This window comes from Stenotrophomonas sp. GSD10 (assembly GCF_056172695.1).
Map to the genome: position 1 here is coordinate 3,883,777 of NZ_JAOCMC010000002.1, position 14,947 is coordinate 3,898,723.

Annotated in this window: 17 protein-coding genes and 2 pseudogenes; 10 read left to right on the forward strand and 9 right to left on the reverse strand. The window is 66.4% G+C overall.

Going from position 1 to position 14,947, the window contains the following annotated elements:
- Positions 1-257: 257 nt before the first annotated feature.
- Complete coding sequence (locus N4G47_RS18110) at positions 258-506, reverse strand: hypothetical protein (protein WP_006474562.1); 249 nt, start codon at positions 504-506, stop codon at positions 258-260.
- Between the two features lie 183 nt (positions 507-689).
- Here N4G47_RS18110 and N4G47_RS18115 point away from each other — a divergent pair, with 183 nt between their 5' ends.
- The 3 genes from N4G47_RS18115 to N4G47_RS18125 all read left to right on the forward strand — a co-directional run bounded on the left by N4G47_RS18115 (position 690) and on the right by N4G47_RS18125 (position 3,102).
- Complete coding sequence (locus N4G47_RS18115) at positions 690-1,184, forward strand: lipocalin family protein (protein WP_107232880.1); 495 nt, start codon at positions 690-692, stop codon at positions 1,182-1,184.
- Between the two features lie 12 nt (positions 1,185-1,196).
- A complete protein-coding gene (locus N4G47_RS18120) occupies positions 1,197-2,408 on the forward strand; it encodes an NAD(P)/FAD-dependent oxidoreductase (protein ID WP_475289236.1) in 1,212 nt (403 codons plus the stop codon).
- A gap of 214 nt (positions 2,409-2,622) precedes the next feature.
- Positions 2,623-3,102 (forward strand): hypothetical protein, encoded by a 480-nt coding sequence (locus N4G47_RS18125; protein ID WP_107232878.1) that lies wholly within the window; start codon positions 2,623-2,625, stop codon positions 3,100-3,102.
- Between the two features lie 80 nt (positions 3,103-3,182).
- Here the strand turns inward: N4G47_RS18125 and N4G47_RS18130 are convergent, their stop codons facing one another.
- Positions 3,183-3,617: a PepSY domain-containing protein gene (locus N4G47_RS18130; protein WP_475289239.1), complete on the reverse strand. Its 435-nt coding sequence runs from the start codon at positions 3,615-3,617 to the stop codon at positions 3,183-3,185.
- 146 nt (positions 3,618-3,763) lie between these two features.
- Between N4G47_RS18130 and N4G47_RS18135 the strand changes: the two genes are divergently transcribed.
- From N4G47_RS18135 to N4G47_RS18145, 3 genes are read left to right on the forward strand one after another with little or no spacing between them, the layout of a single operon-like run.
- Positions 3,764-4,054 (forward strand): PepSY domain-containing protein, encoded by a 291-nt coding sequence (locus N4G47_RS18135; RefSeq protein ID WP_475289241.1) that lies wholly within the window; start codon positions 3,764-3,766, stop codon positions 4,052-4,054.
- Positions 4,054-4,713 carry a response regulator transcription factor gene (locus tag N4G47_RS18140; RefSeq protein WP_107232875.1) on the forward strand — a complete coding sequence of 220 codons (660 nt, stop codon included), beginning with the start codon at positions 4,054-4,056 and terminating at the stop codon, positions 4,711-4,713. The genes N4G47_RS18135 and N4G47_RS18140 overlap by 1 nt, the downstream gene beginning before the upstream one ends.
- On the forward strand, positions 4,710-6,029 hold the full coding sequence (locus N4G47_RS18145; protein WP_475289243.1) for an ATP-binding protein: 1,320 nt from the start codon (positions 4,710-4,712) through the stop codon (positions 6,027-6,029). Before N4G47_RS18140 ends, N4G47_RS18145 begins: the two co-directional genes overlap by 4 nt.
- A gap of 79 nt (positions 6,030-6,108) precedes the next feature.
- Here the strand turns inward: N4G47_RS18145 and N4G47_RS18150 are convergent, their stop codons facing one another.
- Positions 6,109-6,429, reverse strand: coding sequence for a DUF6122 family protein (locus N4G47_RS18150; RefSeq protein ID WP_049417052.1), 321 nt, complete (start codon positions 6,427-6,429; stop codon positions 6,109-6,111).
- Positions 6,430-6,472: 43 nt separating this feature from the next.
- A complete protein-coding gene (speA, locus tag N4G47_RS18155; RefSeq protein ID WP_475289245.1) occupies positions 6,473-8,362 on the reverse strand; it encodes an arginine decarboxylase in 1,890 nt (629 codons plus the stop codon).
- A 189-nt stretch (positions 8,363-8,551) separates the two neighbouring features.
- Between speA and speE the strand changes: the two genes are divergently transcribed.
- Positions 8,552-9,406 (forward strand): polyamine aminopropyltransferase, encoded by an 855-nt coding sequence (speE, locus tag N4G47_RS18160; protein ID WP_103282140.1) that lies wholly within the window; start codon positions 8,552-8,554, stop codon positions 9,404-9,406.
- A 125-nt stretch (positions 9,407-9,531) separates the two neighbouring features.
- Here the strand turns inward: speE and N4G47_RS18165 are convergent, their stop codons facing one another.
- A complete protein-coding gene (locus tag N4G47_RS18165; RefSeq protein WP_475289247.1) occupies positions 9,532-10,440 on the reverse strand; it encodes an aspartyl/asparaginyl beta-hydroxylase domain-containing protein in 909 nt (302 codons plus the stop codon).
- A gap of 486 nt (positions 10,441-10,926) precedes the next feature.
- On the opposite strand from N4G47_RS18165, the gene N4G47_RS18170 reads away from it, so the two are divergent.
- Positions 10,927-11,532, forward strand: coding sequence for an RIO1 family regulatory kinase/ATPase domain-containing protein (locus N4G47_RS18170; RefSeq protein WP_475289975.1), 606 nt, complete (start codon positions 10,927-10,929; stop codon positions 11,530-11,532).
- Positions 11,533-11,744: 212 nt separating this feature from the next.
- Here N4G47_RS18170 and N4G47_RS18175 read toward each other — a convergent pair.
- Positions 11,745-12,082 (reverse strand): annotated as a pseudogene (locus tag N4G47_RS18175) (P-II family nitrogen regulator).
- 154 nt (positions 12,083-12,236) lie between these two features.
- Between N4G47_RS18175 and ubiK the strand changes: the two are divergent.
- Positions 12,237-12,488, forward strand: a complete 252-nt coding sequence (ubiK, locus tag N4G47_RS18180; RefSeq protein WP_249842616.1) for a ubiquinone biosynthesis accessory factor UbiK — start codon at positions 12,237-12,239, stop codon at positions 12,486-12,488.
- A gap of 40 nt (positions 12,489-12,528) precedes the next feature.
- On the opposite strand, the gene N4G47_RS18185 is transcribed toward ubiK, so the two are convergent.
- A complete protein-coding gene (locus N4G47_RS18185) occupies positions 12,529-12,936 on the reverse strand; it encodes a hypothetical protein (protein WP_309340218.1) in 408 nt (135 codons plus the stop codon).
- Between the two features lie 383 nt (positions 12,937-13,319).
- Between N4G47_RS18185 and arr the strand changes: the two genes are divergently transcribed.
- Entirely contained in the window at positions 13,320-13,754 is a 435-nt protein-coding gene (arr, locus tag N4G47_RS18190) for an NAD(+)--rifampin ADP-ribosyltransferase (RefSeq protein ID WP_475289250.1), read from the forward strand.
- Here the strand turns inward: arr and N4G47_RS18195 are convergent.
- Positions 13,747-14,193 (reverse strand): DUF4279 domain-containing protein, encoded by a 447-nt coding sequence (locus N4G47_RS18195; protein WP_475289252.1) that lies wholly within the window; start codon positions 14,191-14,193, stop codon positions 13,747-13,749. The genes arr and N4G47_RS18195 overlap by 8 nt on opposite strands.
- A 96-nt stretch (positions 14,194-14,289) precedes the next feature.
- A pseudogene (locus tag N4G47_RS18200) lies at positions 14,290-14,915 on the reverse strand (cation efflux transmembrane domain-containing protein).
- Positions 14,916-14,947: the final 32 nt, after the last annotated feature.

Below are 14,947 nucleotides of genomic sequence, written 5' to 3' on the forward strand. Positions count from 1 at the left end.
GGACAGGGCCGCTGGGTAGAGTCGACCGCTGGTCGACTATCGCGCGCAGCGCGGGGTTCTGCGATCTGGTCGAAAAGCCGTCGAGCAAGCTCGACGCTACGCGGCAGCACCCATTGCTGGGATGGAAGGGGCCCGCTGGGTAGAGTCGACCGCTGGTCGACTATCGCGCGCAGCGCGGGGGTGTGCGATCTGGGCGAAAAGCCGTCGAGCAAGCTCGACGCTACCCATCTACGCGGTCACACGCCCCATCGCCAGCATCAGTACTTCAGCCGCAGCTCTTCCACTGTGGGCTGCTGCAGCGCATACCAGTCCTGGAACTCTTCCTCGGTGATCTCATCCGGCGCATACACCGCCACCGGGTGCCAGTCGTGGTCGGTGGGCAGCGGCTGGCGCGGGCCGGCACGCAGGCTGTAGCTGACGCCTTCGTAATCCACCAGGTCATCGACCTGTGGCCACTGCTCGCGCGCGAACGCGGATTCACTCTTCAACAGAATCACCTGGTACATCGGCACCTCCACCTCGGTTGGAACGGAAAAGACCGGCGCTGGTGGCAGGATACCGCCGCGCCGGTGACAGCGGACGCAGCGCCGGGGCGACGCAACGTTCTGGACACGGCCATCGCCCCGGCTTCACCCGTCCGTGGCAGGGCCATCGGCATCGTGGGGGCCCCTGCACAGCCCTGCCCAACGATGACCGAACTGCCGCCCCTGAAGACCGTTGCCGACCTGCGTCTGCCCCGCTACCTGGGCACCTGGTACGAGATCGCGCGCCTGCCCATGCGCCACGAACCGGAGGGCTGCACCGATGTGTCGGCGCACTACACCCTGCTCGACAACGGCAACGTCGGGGTCACCAACCGCTGCCGCATGGACGGTGAGATCGAGGAGGCCAGCGGCGAAGCCTGCGCCATCGACAACGACAGCGCGCGGCTGGAGGTCAGCTTCCTGCCCAAGGGCCTGCGCTGGCTGCCGTTCGCCAAGGGCGACTACTGGGTGATCCAGGTTGCGCCGGACTACAGCGTGTCACTGGTCGGCAGCCCCGATCGCAAGTACCTGTGGCTGCTGGCCCGCGAACCCCGCCTGGACGCCACCGTGCAGGACCATTATCTGGCGGCCGCACGCCTGCAGGGCTTCGATCTGTCCGAACTGATCCAGACCCCGCATACCGGCCAGCCCACGGCCTGAGCCACCACCGCCATGGACCTCAAGAGTGGCTACCCGTGGTGGGCGGTACGCAACGGCCTGATCCACGCCTTCCCGCCACTGCAGCAGGACCTGCGTTGCGACGTGCTGGTGGTCGGCGGCGGCATTACCGGTGCGCTGATCGCCGACGAGCTGTCCCGGCATGGCCAGGATGTTGCGGTGATCGAGCAGCGCGACATCGGCTGGGGCAGCACCGCCGCCAGCACGGCGCTGCTGCAGTACGAGATCGACACGCACCTGCTGGAACTGACCCAGCGCTACGGCCATGACGCGGCGGCGTCGGCCTACCTCGCCTGTGCCGAGGCGATCCCGGCGCTGGGCGAGGTGGCGCACGGCCTGAAGGACGTGGATTTCCGGCGGCTGGACAGCCTGTACCTGGCCAGCCGCACACGCGACGTGCCACGCCTGATGGCCGAAGGCGATGCCCGCCGCAGCATCGGCCTGGATGCCCGCTGGCTGGGGCCGGACGCGCTGCGCGAGCGCTTCGACGTGGCGGGCGGCGGCGCCCTGCTGACCCGGCAGGCGGCCCGCGTCGACCCGTACCGGCTGACCTACGCGCTGCTGCAGCGTGTGCGCCGGCGCGGTGGCCACGTGCATGACCGCACCATCCTGCATACGCTCACGCCCAGCACGCGTGGCGTGAGCGCTCGCACCGAAGACGGTGCCACCCTGCGTGCGCGCCATGTGGTGCTGGCGATGGGCTACGCCAACCAGCAGTGGTTGCAGCAGCGCGTGGCCCGTAACCGCAGCAGCTATGCCTTCATCACCGATCCCATCGACACGGACCTGCTGGGGCGGCTACGGAACACGATGGTGTGGGAAAGCGCACGGCCCTACCTGTACCTGCGCGCCACCGGCGACCACCGGCTGCTGGTGGGGGGCCTGGACGACGCCATCGATATCCCCGCCCGCCGCGACCGCCGCGTGCAGCGCAAGGCCGACCAGCTGATGAAGCAGCTGCGGCACTGGTTCCCACGGCTGGACCCGGTGCCCGCCTTCTCCTGGGCCGGCACCTTCGCCGAGACCGCCGACGGCCTGCCGTTCTTCGGCCCGCACGCGCAATGGGGCCCCCGGGTGCACTTCGCCATGGCCTACGGCGGCAACGGTATTACCTATTCCATGATCGGCGCGCAGCTGCTGCGGGCCCGCATCGCGCGGCGGAAGCACCCGCTGGAGGAGCTGTTCGGGTTTGGGCGGGTGGCCTAACGCCGAGGATTGAACCGATGGCGTAACGCCTTGGTAGAGTCGAGCTTGCTCGACTGCTTCTGCCCATCACAGTCGAGCAAGCTCGACTCTACAAGGGCCTCAGTCGAGCAAGCTCGACTCTACGGGCCCGCGACAGGCATCATTCAAGCTGGCCCTGCTAGCGTCGGGCTGTACCGCCGCATGTTGCGTGGTCCCTGTCCGCTGGAGCGCCGTGATGATCCGCCCCCTCACCCTGCTGCTGTGCCTGGCCCTGCCGGGAACCGTGCTGGCCCAGTCCGCTGCCGGCGCCACCGCGCCGCAGGCCGCTGGCCTGGATCTGACCCTGCCGCAGGCGCCGATGCGCTACCTCAACGATCCGTCCGTACAGCAGGATCCGCCCGGCACCTATTACGGCGACAAGAGCGGCCCGCGCGTGCACGACGACGCGAAGATCGCCGATGTGACCGACGACAAGGTCAAGGTGTCCGGCAGCTTCACCACCGGCATCGGCTATTCCAAGGGCGGCGGCAACAGCCACTACAACGCGGCCACGCTGAACCTGAGCAAGAACTACACCACCGATGAAGGCAAGACCCGCGGGGTCAACCTCAACATCCATGTGAGCGAGGGCAAGGGCCCGGGCTTCTTCGGCCCCTATGGCGGCTACTACGGCCGTGGCCCGGGCTGGGATTACCCGCCGCCGTACGGCTGGTGATCATTCTGTAGAGCCGAGCCCATGCTCGGCTGTTGTTGGCCGCAAAGCCGAGCATGGGCTCGGCTCTACATCGGCCGGAATCAATCCAGCCAGCCGTCGCGCTCGCTGTGCAGGATGCGGCCGTCATGGCCACTCAGGCGCACTTCCACCTTCTGGTTGCGCGCATTGCGGGCTTCCAGCGTCCAGGTCGCGCCATCGCGTTCCAGCGAGTGGATGTCCCGCAGGCCATGCGCCTGTGCCCGTGCCAGCACCTGCTCGGTGCTCAGCAGCGCACGGCCGCTGTGCTCGTCGAAGATCTCGCCGGTCTTGGGGTCCACAAAGACCTCGCTGAAGCGGCCATCGGCGCGGCTCACGTCCGCTTCCCACAGGCCATCCTCGCGTTCGATCTCGTGAATCTGGGTGTAGCCAGCCTTGCGCAGGGCCTGTTCGGCCTGGGCCAGGCCCAGCGGCGCGGCCTGCACGGCCGGCGCCAGCGCCAGGGTGGCAACGGTGGCGAGGGTGAGCGACTTCAACATGGGGGTTCTCCTGTTCGTGGCCGGACCATCCCGGCAACGCCACGATGCCCGCCTGGGTTAACAGCGCCCTAGCCACGGCTGTTAGCCAACGGTTAGTCGCCATCGGCACACTCACGCCCGTTCCCCCTCTCTTTGCGGCGTGCGCGATGCTCTCCACCCTGCCCCTGTTGCTGGCCCTGTCTGGCCCCCTGGTCGCCGCCGCGCCCGTGCAGGACCCTGCCCAGCAGGTCGCACGCCGCGAGGTGCAGCAGGGCCGATACGTGCCACTGGAAGGCGTGGTCCGCGATGCCCTGCGGCGCTACCCCGGCCAGCTGCTGGAAGTGGAACTGGACGACGGCGTCTACGAGGTGGAGATCCTGCGTGGCGACGGCGTGGTGGTGGAGCTGGACTATGATGCGCGCAATGGAAAGCTGCTGAAGACGGAGCTGGACGACTGATGCGTATCCTGCTGGTCGAGGACGATGCCGCGCTGGTGCAACGCCTGGTGCCGTTGCTGGAGCAGGCCGGCTATGTGGTGGAGGCGGTGTCCGATGGGCGCCAGGCCGAGGAGATCGGCCAGATCGAGGAGCTGCAGGCGGCCATCGTCGATCTCGGCCTGCCCGGCCTGGATGGGCTGAGCGTGATCGAGCGCTGGCGCGGCAACGGGCGCCACTTCCCGGTGCTGGTGCTGACCGCGCGCGGGCGCTGGCACGACAAGCTGGCCGGCTTCGATGCCGGCGCCGACGACTACCTCACCAAACCCTTCCAGGCCGACGAGCTGGTGCTGCGCCTGCGCGCGTTGATCCGCCGCAGCCACGGCCACGCCAGCCCGCGCCTGCACTGCGGCCCGTTGCAGCTGGACATCAACGGCGGCCGCTTCGAGCTGGACGGCCAGCCGCTTGCGCTCAGCCCGCAGGAATTCCGCCTGCTCAGCTATTTCATCCACCACGTCGGCCAGGTGATCGGCCGCGACCGGCTGGGCGAACAGGTCTTCGATGGCGGCCTGGATGCGGATTCCAACGCGCTGGATGTGTTGCTGGGGCGGGTACGCCGCAAGCTCGGCGCCGAACTGATCCAGACCGTGCGTGGCCAGGGCTGGCGGCTGGCGGCGCCATGAGCCGGCAACCCTCACTGCGGCGCCGCCTGCTGCTGGCCGGCGGCCTCGGCCTGATCCTGGTCTCGGTGCTGGCCAGCGCGCTGCTGGGCGAACTGTTCAAGCGCAGCGCGCGCGACCGCCTCGACCACGAGCTGCAGCAGGACATGCTGACCCTGGTGGCGCAGATGGAAGTGTCGGCCGATGGCCAGCTGCAATTGCGCCAGGAACCCAACGACGCGCGCTTCCAGCGGGTGTTCTCCGGCGCCTACTGGCAGATCGCCGATGCCGGCGGGCGGGTGCTGCTGCAGTCACGCTCGCTGTGGGACCAGACGCTGCCCGCCGCGGCCGATGGCGCGGCAGAGCGCAACCTGCCCGGGCCGATGCAGCAGTCGCTGCGGGCGCGGGTGCAGCAGGTGCGCCTGCCGCGCGCGCAGGCACCGTTCGTGGCCGTGGTCGCCAACGACCGCAGCGCTCTGGATGCCGACGTCGCCACGTTCCGCCAGCGCAGCTTCATCGCCCTGGGCGTGCTGGTGGCTGCGTGGCTGGCGGTGCTGGCCAGCCAGATCCAGTTCGGCCTGCGTCCGCTGCGCGGGCTGGGCCAGCAGCTTGAACGCATCCGCCGCGGTGAGGCCGAGCGCATCGACCGCGACCGGCTGGACCGCGAGATCGTGCCGCTGGCCGATGAGCTCGATGCCCTGCTCGATCACCACCAGCGCATGGTCGCGCGCGCGCGCAGCAGTGCCGAAGACCTGGCGCATGCGCTGAAGACGCCGTTGAGCGTGCTGGCCGCCGAGGCCCAGGGTGAAGGCCGCGACTGGCGGCGCACCCTGCACGAGCAGGGCGCACGCATGCGGGCCAGCATCGACCGCTATCTGGCCGCCGGGCTGGCGGTGGACCATCGGCAGCGCAGCGAGGTGGCCCCGGCCGCCGAAGCGCTGTGCCGGCTGATGACCCGCGTGCATGCCGGGCGCCACATCCGCTTCCAGATGGATGTTGCCCCCGGCCTCACCTTTGCCGGTGCCAGCACCGATCTGGAAGAAATGCTGGGCAACCTGCTGGACAACGCCGGCAAGTGGGCGCGCAGCGAGGTGCGCCTGCGCGCCCTGGCCCAGCAGGATCGCCTGCATATCGAAGTGCGCGACGACGGCCCCGGGCTGGACAAGGCCAAGCTGGAGAGCGTGCTGCAACGGGGCGTACGCCTGGACGAACGCGTGGAAGGCAGCGGCCTGGGCCTGGCAATTGCGGCCGAGATCGCCGCCAGCCATGGCGGTTCACTGCGGCTGTCGAACGAGAACCCGGGGCTGCGCGCACGGCTGGAGCTGCCGCTGGCGGGGTGATCGCCGGGCTCGGCCAGAACAGCAGCCGAGCGTGGCATCAGCGCGGCGCATATTCCTGTAGAGCCGAGCCATGCTCGGCTCAGCGGTGGTGCATCCACCAGCAGTCGATCGCATCCAGCACGATGTGGATGATCAGACCGATGCCCACCAGCCGCGTCTTCTTCGGCACACACAGGCCGGCATACACCGCAATCGCCGGTGCAGTATGCAGCGGGTGGAAACCGATGCTGCAGCGGTTCGGCGCGTAGATCGGGTCGGCCAGCAGATGGTCCAGGTCGATGATCCAGCCCAGCAGCATCAACAACCACGCCGAGGCGAAACGCTTGCGCCAGAACAGCCATGCCAGCAGGGCTGGCACGGCGGCATGCAGGAACAGGTGGAAGATCGCGCGCGCGCTCATCGGGGCAGGTAGCGCCGGGCCATGCCCGGCGTTCCCATGAACATCAGACCAGCGGTTCGTCAGACAGGTAGGTGTAACCGGTCAGGCCCGCTTCCAGCGCCTGCGACAGTTCCTGCGCCCGTTCCGGCGAAAGGTCGGCCGCCGCCACGCGCTGGGCATAGGCCGCACGCAGGTCGTCCAGCTTGTAGCCCACGTAGTCCAGCATCACGTCGGTGGTGTCGCCACGACGCTGCTGGGTGATCGCGTAGCCATCGGCATCGGCCAGCACTTCCACCGCGTCGGTGTCACCGAACAGGTTGTGGATGTCGCCCAGGATTTCCTGGTACGCACCCACCATGAAGAAACCGATGCGGTAACTTTCGCCGTGCTTGATCGCGTGCAGCGGCAGCGAGCTATCCAGGCTTTCGTTCTCGACATAGGTCTTCACCATGCCGTCCGAATCGCAGGTCATGTCGGCGATGATGCCGCGGCGGTCCGGCGTTTCGTTCAAGCGCTCGATCGGCACGATCGGGAACACCTGGTCGATCGCCCACGCATCGGGAATCGACTCGAACACGCTGAAGTTGACGAAGTACTTGTCGACCAGGCGCTCGTTCAATTCATCCAGCGCCGGGCGATGGCTCTTCTCGTCATAGCTCAGGCGCGCACGCACGCCGTGGGCGATGGCGTAGAACAGATCGTCGATGCGCGCACGCTGCGGCAGATCGATCTGGCCCAGCGCGTAGCTGGCCAGGCCTTCGGCGTGGAAGTGCTGCGCTTCCTGGAACAGCTCCACCGCCGGGCGCACGTCCAGTTCCTCATGGATCTCGCGCAGGTGACGGATCGCCGCCGGCTCGTCGTCGTGCTGGTCCGGCACGCGGCCTTCCTGCGCCTGCTCCACTTCAGAGACATTGGCGATCAGCACCGCGTGGTGCGCGGTCATCGCGCGGCCGCACTCGGTGACGATGCGCGGCGGGGTCAGACCGTGTTCTTCGCAGGCGTTGGCCAGCGGCTGCACGATGTTGCTGGCATAGGAATGCAGGCCGTAATTGATCGAGCAGAAGCTGCGCGAACGGGTGCCTTCGTAGTCCACGCCCAGGCCGCCGCCCACGTCCACATGGGTGATCTTCGCGCCCAGCTGTGACAGCTCGACGAAATAGCGGGTGGCTTCGCGCATGCCGTTGGCGATGTCGCGCACGTTGGAAATCTGCGAGCCCATGTGGAAGTGCAGCAGGCTCAGGCAGTCGGCGTACTCGGTATCGCGCAGCGACTTCCACAGGTCCAGCAGCTGGCGCGGGGACAGGCCGAACTTGGCCTTGTCGCCACCGCTGTTCTGCCACTTGCCGGCACCCAGCGAGGCCAGGCGCATGCGCACGCCCAGGCCCGGCTTCACGTCCAGCGCCTTGGACTCTTCCAGCACCAGCTTCAGCTCGGACGGCTTCTCGATGACGATGAAGGTCTGCAGACCCAGCTTGCGGCCGATCAGGGCCAGGCGGATGTACTCGCGGTCCTTGTAACCGTTGCAGACAATCAGGCCACCCGGGCGCGACAGCGCCAGCACCGCCATCAGCTCGGGCTTGCTGCCCGCTTCCAGGCCGAAGCCTTCGCCGTGGTGGCTGGCCAGGGTGCCGGCCACGCCACGATGCTGGTTCACCTTGATCGGGTACACGGCGGTGTAGCCGCCGGTGTAGTCCCAGTCCTGCTGGGCCTGGGCGAAGGCCGCCTGCAGCTTGCCCAAGCGCTGGCCGAGGATGTCCGGGAAGCGCACCAGCAGCGGCAGCTTGGCACCGGCCGCGCGCGCGGCGTCCACCACCTTGGGCAGCGACACCACCGGGCCATCGGCCCCGGTCGGTCTCACCACCATGTGCCCAGCCTGATCCACATCGAAATAACCATCCGCCCAATGCGGGATCGAGTAGGTCTTGCGGGCTTGGTCGAGGGACCAATCGGTCATTGCAGTCGGCCTTGTGGCAAATAAAGGGGGGCATGATAACGCCTATATGCCCACAGGTTCGTTATCATGCGCGCCCGCGCCCGTGGCAGGTCTGAACCTGAACGGGCCGATCCGTCCGGATGTGGCATCTGTGCCACGCGGCCCCGCCCGCCAGCCCGGCTTTACCCCTCCGAACAGGACCGTACTTCCATGACTGACAGCAACAACTGGTACATCGAACACTTCGAGCGCACCGGCTCGGCCATCGGCTACCGCATCACCGGCAAGCTGGACGAGGTGCAGTCGCCGTTCCAGAAGATCGAGATCTTCCAGACCACCGACTGGGGCAACCTGATGACCATCGACGGGGCCATCATGCTGACCAGCAAGGACAACTTCTTCTACCACGAGATGATCAGCCACCCGGTGCTGTTCACCCACGCCGCGCCCAAGCGCGTGGTGATCATCGGTGGCGGCGACTGCGGCACCCTGCGCGAAGTGCTCAAGCACAAGGGCGTGGAGAGCGTGACCCAGTGCGATATCGACGAGCAGGTCACGGTGATGGCGCGCAAGCACTTCCCGGAACTGTGCGACTCCAACGACGACGCCCGCGCCGAGCTGCTGTTCGACGACGGCGTGGCCTACATGGCCAACTGCCCGGCTGGCAGCGTGGACGTGGTGATCGTGGACTCGACCGACCCGGTCGGCCCGGGTGAAGGCCTGTTCAACAAGGCCTTCTACGAGAGCTGCTTCAAGGCCCTGAAGGACGACGGCATCCTGGTGCAGCAGTCCGAATCGCCGCTGATGCAGCTGGAGCTGATCAACGAAATGCGCACCGAGATGGGCAAGGCCGGCTTCGGCTCGTTCAAGACCCTGCCGTTCCCGCAGCCGTGCTACCCCACCGGCTGGTGGAGCGTGACCATGGCGCGCAAGGGCGACAGCAGCTTCGACTTCCGCCAGGCCGACTCGGCCGCCAAGACCTTCAACACCCTGTACTACACCGCCGCGCTGCACACCGGCGTGCTGGTGACCCCGCCGTTCGTGCAGGCGGCATTGAAGGGTTGATCCAAACAAAAACCCGCGCTGACAACAGCGCGGGTTTTTCATATCTGTAGAGTCGAGCTTGCTCGACTGCTTTTGCACCCAGCCGTAGAGCAGTCGAGCAAGCTCGACTCTACAAAGGCGTTCGGTCAGATCGCCCAGATACCGGCAATCACCGCCACCACCAGGCCCCACTTGATCACCTGGTAGGCCACCACGCTGCGCTCGCGCAGGGCCTTGGCCTTCAGCCGCACCTTGTACAGGCCACCGAAGGCCTTGTTGACGCCACCGGTCGGGTCACCCGGCAGGTTCGGCGAGGCACCGCCGGCCAGCAGCGTGGCCGCCACCGCACGGTTGAACAGGCCCGGCAGGCCGAAGTGCAGCGGGCGGGCGATATCGCAGAACAGAATCACGCGGTCCTGGTCGGTCTCGTTGTGCGCATGGTGGATGTAGGTCTCGTCGAACATCATCCACTCGCCATCGCGCCAGCTCTTCTTCACCCCGTCCACCACGATGTAGCAGCCATCGTCGTTGGGCGTGCTCAGGCCCAGGTGCAGGCGCAGCGAACCGGCGAACGGGTCGCGGTGCGGGCGCAGTTCGCTGCCCGGCGGCAGCTGCGCGAACATCGCCGCGCGCACATCGGGAATCGATTCGATCAGCGCCACGGTCTTCGGGCACATGGCCTTGGCCGACGGGTGCGACGGGCCATACCACTTCAGGTAGAAGCGCTTCCAGCCACGGCGGAAGAACGAATTGAAACCGGCATCGTTGTAGCTGCTGGAGGCGGCGATCTTCTGCGCATCGCGCAGCGCCAGCGCCTCGTCGCGGATCACCTGCCAGTTCTGGCGCAGCGGCTCCAGCTGCGGCAGCTCCTTGCCCGGGTCCAGGAACGGCGTGGTCGGCACCTTCGAGAACAGGTACATGATCACGTTGATCGGGGCCATGAAACTGGAGTGGTCCAGCAGCTGGCGCGACCAGCGCGCACGCACCTTGCCGCGGAAATGGATGTACAGCACGCAGGCCACGAACAGCACTGCAAGGACGATCTTGATGGTCAAAGCACTTTCCTCCAGCCGTGGCCGGAACGGGAAACGGGGGCGATGCACGGCCTGGCGGCCAGCACCGGTGGGGAACGCGGCAGGGAGCGGGGACGTGCCGAAGGGGGCGGCCGCCGATGTCGCGGATTAACAGCTTATGGTCGGCAGGGCGTGCGTCGGGGTCAAGCGGAGCGTGCACCGCATTCAGCCCAGCGTGCCCGGCCTGCCGGGCATTGGACGTAAGTGATTGATCATCAATGACTTGCCAGACAAGTGAGACAGAATTGTCCGAGCAGGCGCGACGAACTGTTCCAGCCACGACCCCGACATTTCTCCGACAAATCGTGGAATACCGAACTGGCGGGTACTAAAATTAACGAAAGCTTAGTAACTTCCTGTAACACCGGTTCGCTTGACGCTCTGCGCCACCCACCGGGTCGTCCGAGACCCCGACATGTATCTTCCTGCCCTGCCCCCTCCTCCTGCGGCGATGACGCCGCCGGCCCGCTGCTGCTCAAGCGCGGCGAACGCTTCCTCGCCCCCGATGTCTACCGCACCTGCCTGGATGGGCGCGAGGCGGTGGTCAAGGACTACTCCCGCTACCGTGGCACCCCGGTCTCGCTGATCGCCCGGCTGATGGTGCGCCGCGAGGCACGCATGCTGCAGCGCCTGGGCGGTTGGAAGCACGCCCCGGCCCTGCTCGGCACGCTGGGCGGGCTGGCGCTGGGCATGGAATTCATTCCCGGCCAGACCCTCAGCAGCGCCCAGGCGGTCGGCAACGAGGTGTTCGAACAGCTGCAGCACGCCCTCAGCCGCCTGCACGCCGCCGGCATCACCCATAACGACCTGCACGGCACCAATGTAGTGGTCAGCGCCGGCGTACCGGTGCTGCTGGATTTCACCTCGGCCTGGCGTGCCCCGCGCTGGCTGCGGCGCAACCCGCTGAGCCGGCAGATGCGCCGCAGCGACATGAAGAACCTGCTGAAGATCCGCCAGCGCGTGACCGGCCAGGCGCCGAGTGCCGCGCAGGCCGCGCTGGTGGCCGACCCAGGCTGGGTGGCCGCCGTGCGCCAGGGCTGGAAGCGGTTCTACAGGTGGGCCAAGCGCCGCTAAGCGCTTTCGTAGAGTCGAGCTTGCTCGACTGCTCTTTGTAGAGTCGAGCTTGCTCGACTGCTCTTTGTAGAGTCGAGCTTGCTCGACCGCCCTTTGTAGAGTCGAGCTCGCTCGACTGAAGCGCAGGGCAGTCGAGCAAGCTCGACTCTACAAAAGCCGGGTTACAGCCCGTCCGCGCCCGATTCACCGGTGCGAATATGCATAAAGCCGGGTTACAACGCGTCCGCGTCCAGCTCGCCGGTACGAATACGCACCACGCTGCCCAGGTCGTACACGAACACCTTGCCATCGCCGATCTTGCCGGTGCCGGCCGCCTTCACGATGGCTTCGACCACGGCCTCCACCTGGTCATCGGTCACCGCCACTTCCAGCTTCACCTTGGGCAGGAAGTCGACCACATACTCCGCCCCCGGTACAGCTCGGTATGGCCCTTCTGGCGACCGAAGCCCTTCACTTCCGTCACCGTGATCCCGGTAACCCCGCGCTCGGCCAGCGCTTCGCGCACGTCGTCGAGCTTGAACGGCTTGATCACCGCCATGACCATCTTCATCGTCGATCTCCTGTATTCCGGCGTGGAGGATAGCGCCTGAACGCGGCCCGTGCGAAACCCCTGCCGCCTGTTCGCGGCCCCGGGGCCAGCAGTATCCTTATGCCTGAACGCCCTGCCCGCGCAGGATGCACGGGCCTAACTCACGGAGCACACCATGATCGACCTGAACCAAATCGATGACCTGGCGCGTCGCCTCAGCGACATGGTGCCGCCGGGCCTGCGCGAATCGCGCGAGGAACTGCAGGCCACCTTCAAGAGCGCACTGCAGGCCGGCCTGGCCAAGCTCGACCTGGTCACCCGCGAGGAGTTCGAAGTGCAGCGCGCCGTGTTGCTGAAGACCCGCGAGAAGCTGGACGCGCTGGAAGCGGCCGTGCGCGAACTGGAAGGGCGCTCGACATCAGATTGAGTTGACGCCACTTTCGCCAGACGGCGAGGCGAAAAGCAGACTACCGCTCATCGTCAAGCGCGAAGTGCCTCACGTCCTCGAGATCGAACACGGCACGATCCTGCGTCAGCCGAATCCGCCCGGACACCTGCACGCTGGCAGAGATATTGCACAGGCCAGGACTGTTACGCTCCAGGCATACACGCTTCTGTTCGGCGTAAAAACGTGCGACCGAACTGGCGGCCCCATGCTTGCCGATATCGAGGATACGTGCGCCATCGCTGCAGCGGGAGTTGCGCAGAACCTCTTCGTGGCGGTTATCCGTTACATATCGAGCTGACAACACGACCTCTTCCCGATCATACTCGCCGGGATTCTTAGCGATGGCACACAGCACTTCATCATGAGGATCGTCGATTACGGTTGTCGCTCCCCCACTGGCACAGGCAGATAGCAGCAGGCCCAGCATGGGCACTAATGACGCTGATTTCATAGTCATTTGTCCTTCTCGGTCTTGGGCTGACGTGCTTCCCAGTTTGCAACAGAACCCTCCACCCCCTTGGCCTGTTCACTCTTGCTGATGTTGATCCCAAGGCCTTTCGCAACAACCGCCTCCGTGCCGTAAGCACTCCGCTCTGTGGCACGAACCTCATCACTGGTGGCCGCGGGGCTGGACGCGCTGGAAAAGGCCGTACGCGAGCTGGAAGGCCGCAGCGCCGCAGAATGAAAAAGGAGGCGCACGGCGCCTCCCACTTACAGAGTATTTCGCGGATGGGGCCTTGCCGCAAGGCCCTTGCGGCGCCCTAGACTCGCCGGCCTGTCGATCCGGCAGGACAGTCAGGGGCAGTGCCGATGGCACAGGACACCGAATGGACACCCGTTACGCATGACACCTGCGGCCAGGTCGCCGGGCCGTTCTATCACGGCACCCGCGCCGATCTGGCGGTGGGCGAGTTGCTGAGCGCGGGCTTCAGGTCCAACTATCGCGACAGCGTGGTGATGAACCACATCTACTTCACCACGATTGCCAAGGGCGCCGGGTTGGCTGCGGAGATGGCCCGGGGTGACGGGCGGCCGCGCGTGTATGTGGTGGAGCCGACCGGGCCGTTTGAGGACGATCCGAATGTGACCAACAAGAAGTTTCCCGGCAACCCGACGCGGTCGTATCGCAGCGCGCAGCCGTTGCGGATTGTTGGGGAGATTACCGAGTGGGAGCTGTACGACGCTGAGTTCGTTAGACAGTTGAAGGCGTTTGTTGCTTCGGGCAGTGGGGAGATCATCAACTGATGAGCGCTACACGCGGAGCGCTGGGCTCTTCTTCATCGGCATCGTAGATGTCCAGCCCGAGCTCGATGCCGCGCTGCCCCAAGGCGAGCAACGCGCGCGGCGAAAGCGAGACACCATCATTGCCGCTGCCCATGAAAAGGCCACAGAACAGGTTCGGCCGGAACGGTGCCAAAGACTGCCATGCAGCGAGATCGCTGGTGAGTTGATCGACGATCTCGAAGATCTGGGCTTCCAGATCCTCAGGCTCACGCCTAGCCGCACCGAGTCGCCAGCTTCCGGTCCTGGCGATACGCACGGCGCCGGGTTGGCTGCCTGTGAGCTGCTGACCCTTGTGATGCGCGGCGGTTGGGCTCGCGTCCAGCAAGGCAGTGACCTCGTCTGGAATGAGGTCATCCCCGAAGAACCGGAGGGTGACCAAGGAGTGATCGAATACGGTCATTGGATTTCAGTTGCGTGCGTTCTGCTCTGTCAGCTTTCGGCCAGAAGCCGACATCCGCTCGGCACAGTTCTAACCAGCACTTGCCCCAACGCCTTGCTACTTCACCGCCGCACGCCACGCGGGCCACGCCTCGCCGATCACGCCCAGCGCGGATTTCAGGAACAGCAGTGCGATCACCGCGCCTGCTGCGATGTCCGGCCAGCCGCTTCCGGTCAGCGCTACGCCACCGGCAGCCACCAGCACACCGATGTTGGCGGCGACATCATTGCGGGAACACTCGAAGGTGCTTTTCATGTTGATGTTGAGCGCGCGGAACCGCCACAACAGTGCCAGGCACACCAGATTGGCCACCAGCGCGATGGCTCCAAACCCCAGCATCAAGCCACTGGAAGGTGGCACGCCGTGGATCAGCTTGCTGACCACCTCCACCACGATGAAGACAAAGAAGGCCAGGATCAGCAGCCCCTTGGCGAGGGCCGCACCGGCCTCCCAGCGCGCCCCCGGTTCACTGCCCACAGGCTCAGGCCGTAGACGATCGCGTCGCCCAGCATGTCCACGGCATCGGCCTGCAGGGCACTGGAGTGCGCCACGATGCCCGCGCCGAACTCGATGAAGAACATCGCCAGGTTGATGATGAGTACCGCCACCAGCACGCGCCGCTGCGCACTGTGAAGGGCCAGCACTTCCAGTTCCTGGCGCTTGTGGCCGCAGCAGTGGTCCATGGGTGTCTCCCGCCAGGCTGTGGCCGGGCTTG

What these genes read in the sequence shown, in the direction of transcription:
- N4G47_RS18110 (WP_006474562.1), bottom strand. Translation starts at nt 506, where the DNA reads ATGTACCAGGTGATTCTGTTGAAGAGTGAATCCGCGTTCGCGCGCGAG.
- N4G47_RS18115 (WP_107232880.1), top strand. Translation starts at nt 690, where the DNA reads ATGACCGAACTGCCGCCCCTGAAGACCGTTGCCGACCTGCGTCTGCCC.
- N4G47_RS18120 (WP_475289236.1), top strand. Translation starts at nt 1,197, where the DNA reads ATGGACCTCAAGAGTGGCTACCCGTGGTGGGCGGTACGCAACGGCCTG.
- N4G47_RS18125 (WP_107232878.1), top strand. Translation starts at nt 2,623, where the DNA reads ATGATCCGCCCCCTCACCCTGCTGCTGTGCCTGGCCCTGCCGGGAACC.
- N4G47_RS18130 (WP_475289239.1), bottom strand. Translation starts at nt 3,617, where the DNA reads ATGTTGAAGTCGCTCACCCTCGCCACCGTTGCCACCCTGGCGCTGGCG.
- N4G47_RS18135 (WP_475289241.1), top strand. Translation starts at nt 3,764, where the DNA reads ATGCTCTCCACCCTGCCCCTGTTGCTGGCCCTGTCTGGCCCCCTGGTC.
- N4G47_RS18140 (WP_107232875.1), top strand. Translation starts at nt 4,054, where the DNA reads ATGCGTATCCTGCTGGTCGAGGACGATGCCGCGCTGGTGCAACGCCTG.
- N4G47_RS18145 (WP_475289243.1), top strand. Translation starts at nt 4,710, where the DNA reads ATGAGCCGGCAACCCTCACTGCGGCGCCGCCTGCTGCTGGCCGGCGGC.
- N4G47_RS18150 (WP_049417052.1), bottom strand. Translation starts at nt 6,429, where the DNA reads ATGAGCGCGCGCGCGATCTTCCACCTGTTCCTGCATGCCGCCGTGCCA.
- speA (WP_475289245.1), bottom strand. Translation starts at nt 8,362, where the DNA reads ATGACCGATTGGTCCCTCGACCAAGCCCGCAAGACCTACTCGATCCCG.
- speE (WP_103282140.1), top strand. Translation starts at nt 8,552, where the DNA reads ATGACTGACAGCAACAACTGGTACATCGAACACTTCGAGCGCACCGGC.
- ubiK (WP_249842616.1), top strand. Translation starts at nt 12,237, where the DNA reads ATGATCGACCTGAACCAAATCGATGACCTGGCGCGTCGCCTCAGCGAC.
- N4G47_RS18185 (WP_309340218.1), bottom strand. Translation starts at nt 12,936, where the DNA reads ATGCTGGGCCTGCTGCTATCTGCCTGTGCCAGTGGGGGAGCGACAACC.
- arr (WP_475289250.1), top strand. Translation starts at nt 13,320, where the DNA reads ATGGCACAGGACACCGAATGGACACCCGTTACGCATGACACCTGCGGC.
- N4G47_RS18195 (WP_475289252.1), bottom strand. Translation starts at nt 14,193, where the DNA reads ATGACCGTATTCGATCACTCCTTGGTCACCCTCCGGTTCTTCGGGGAT.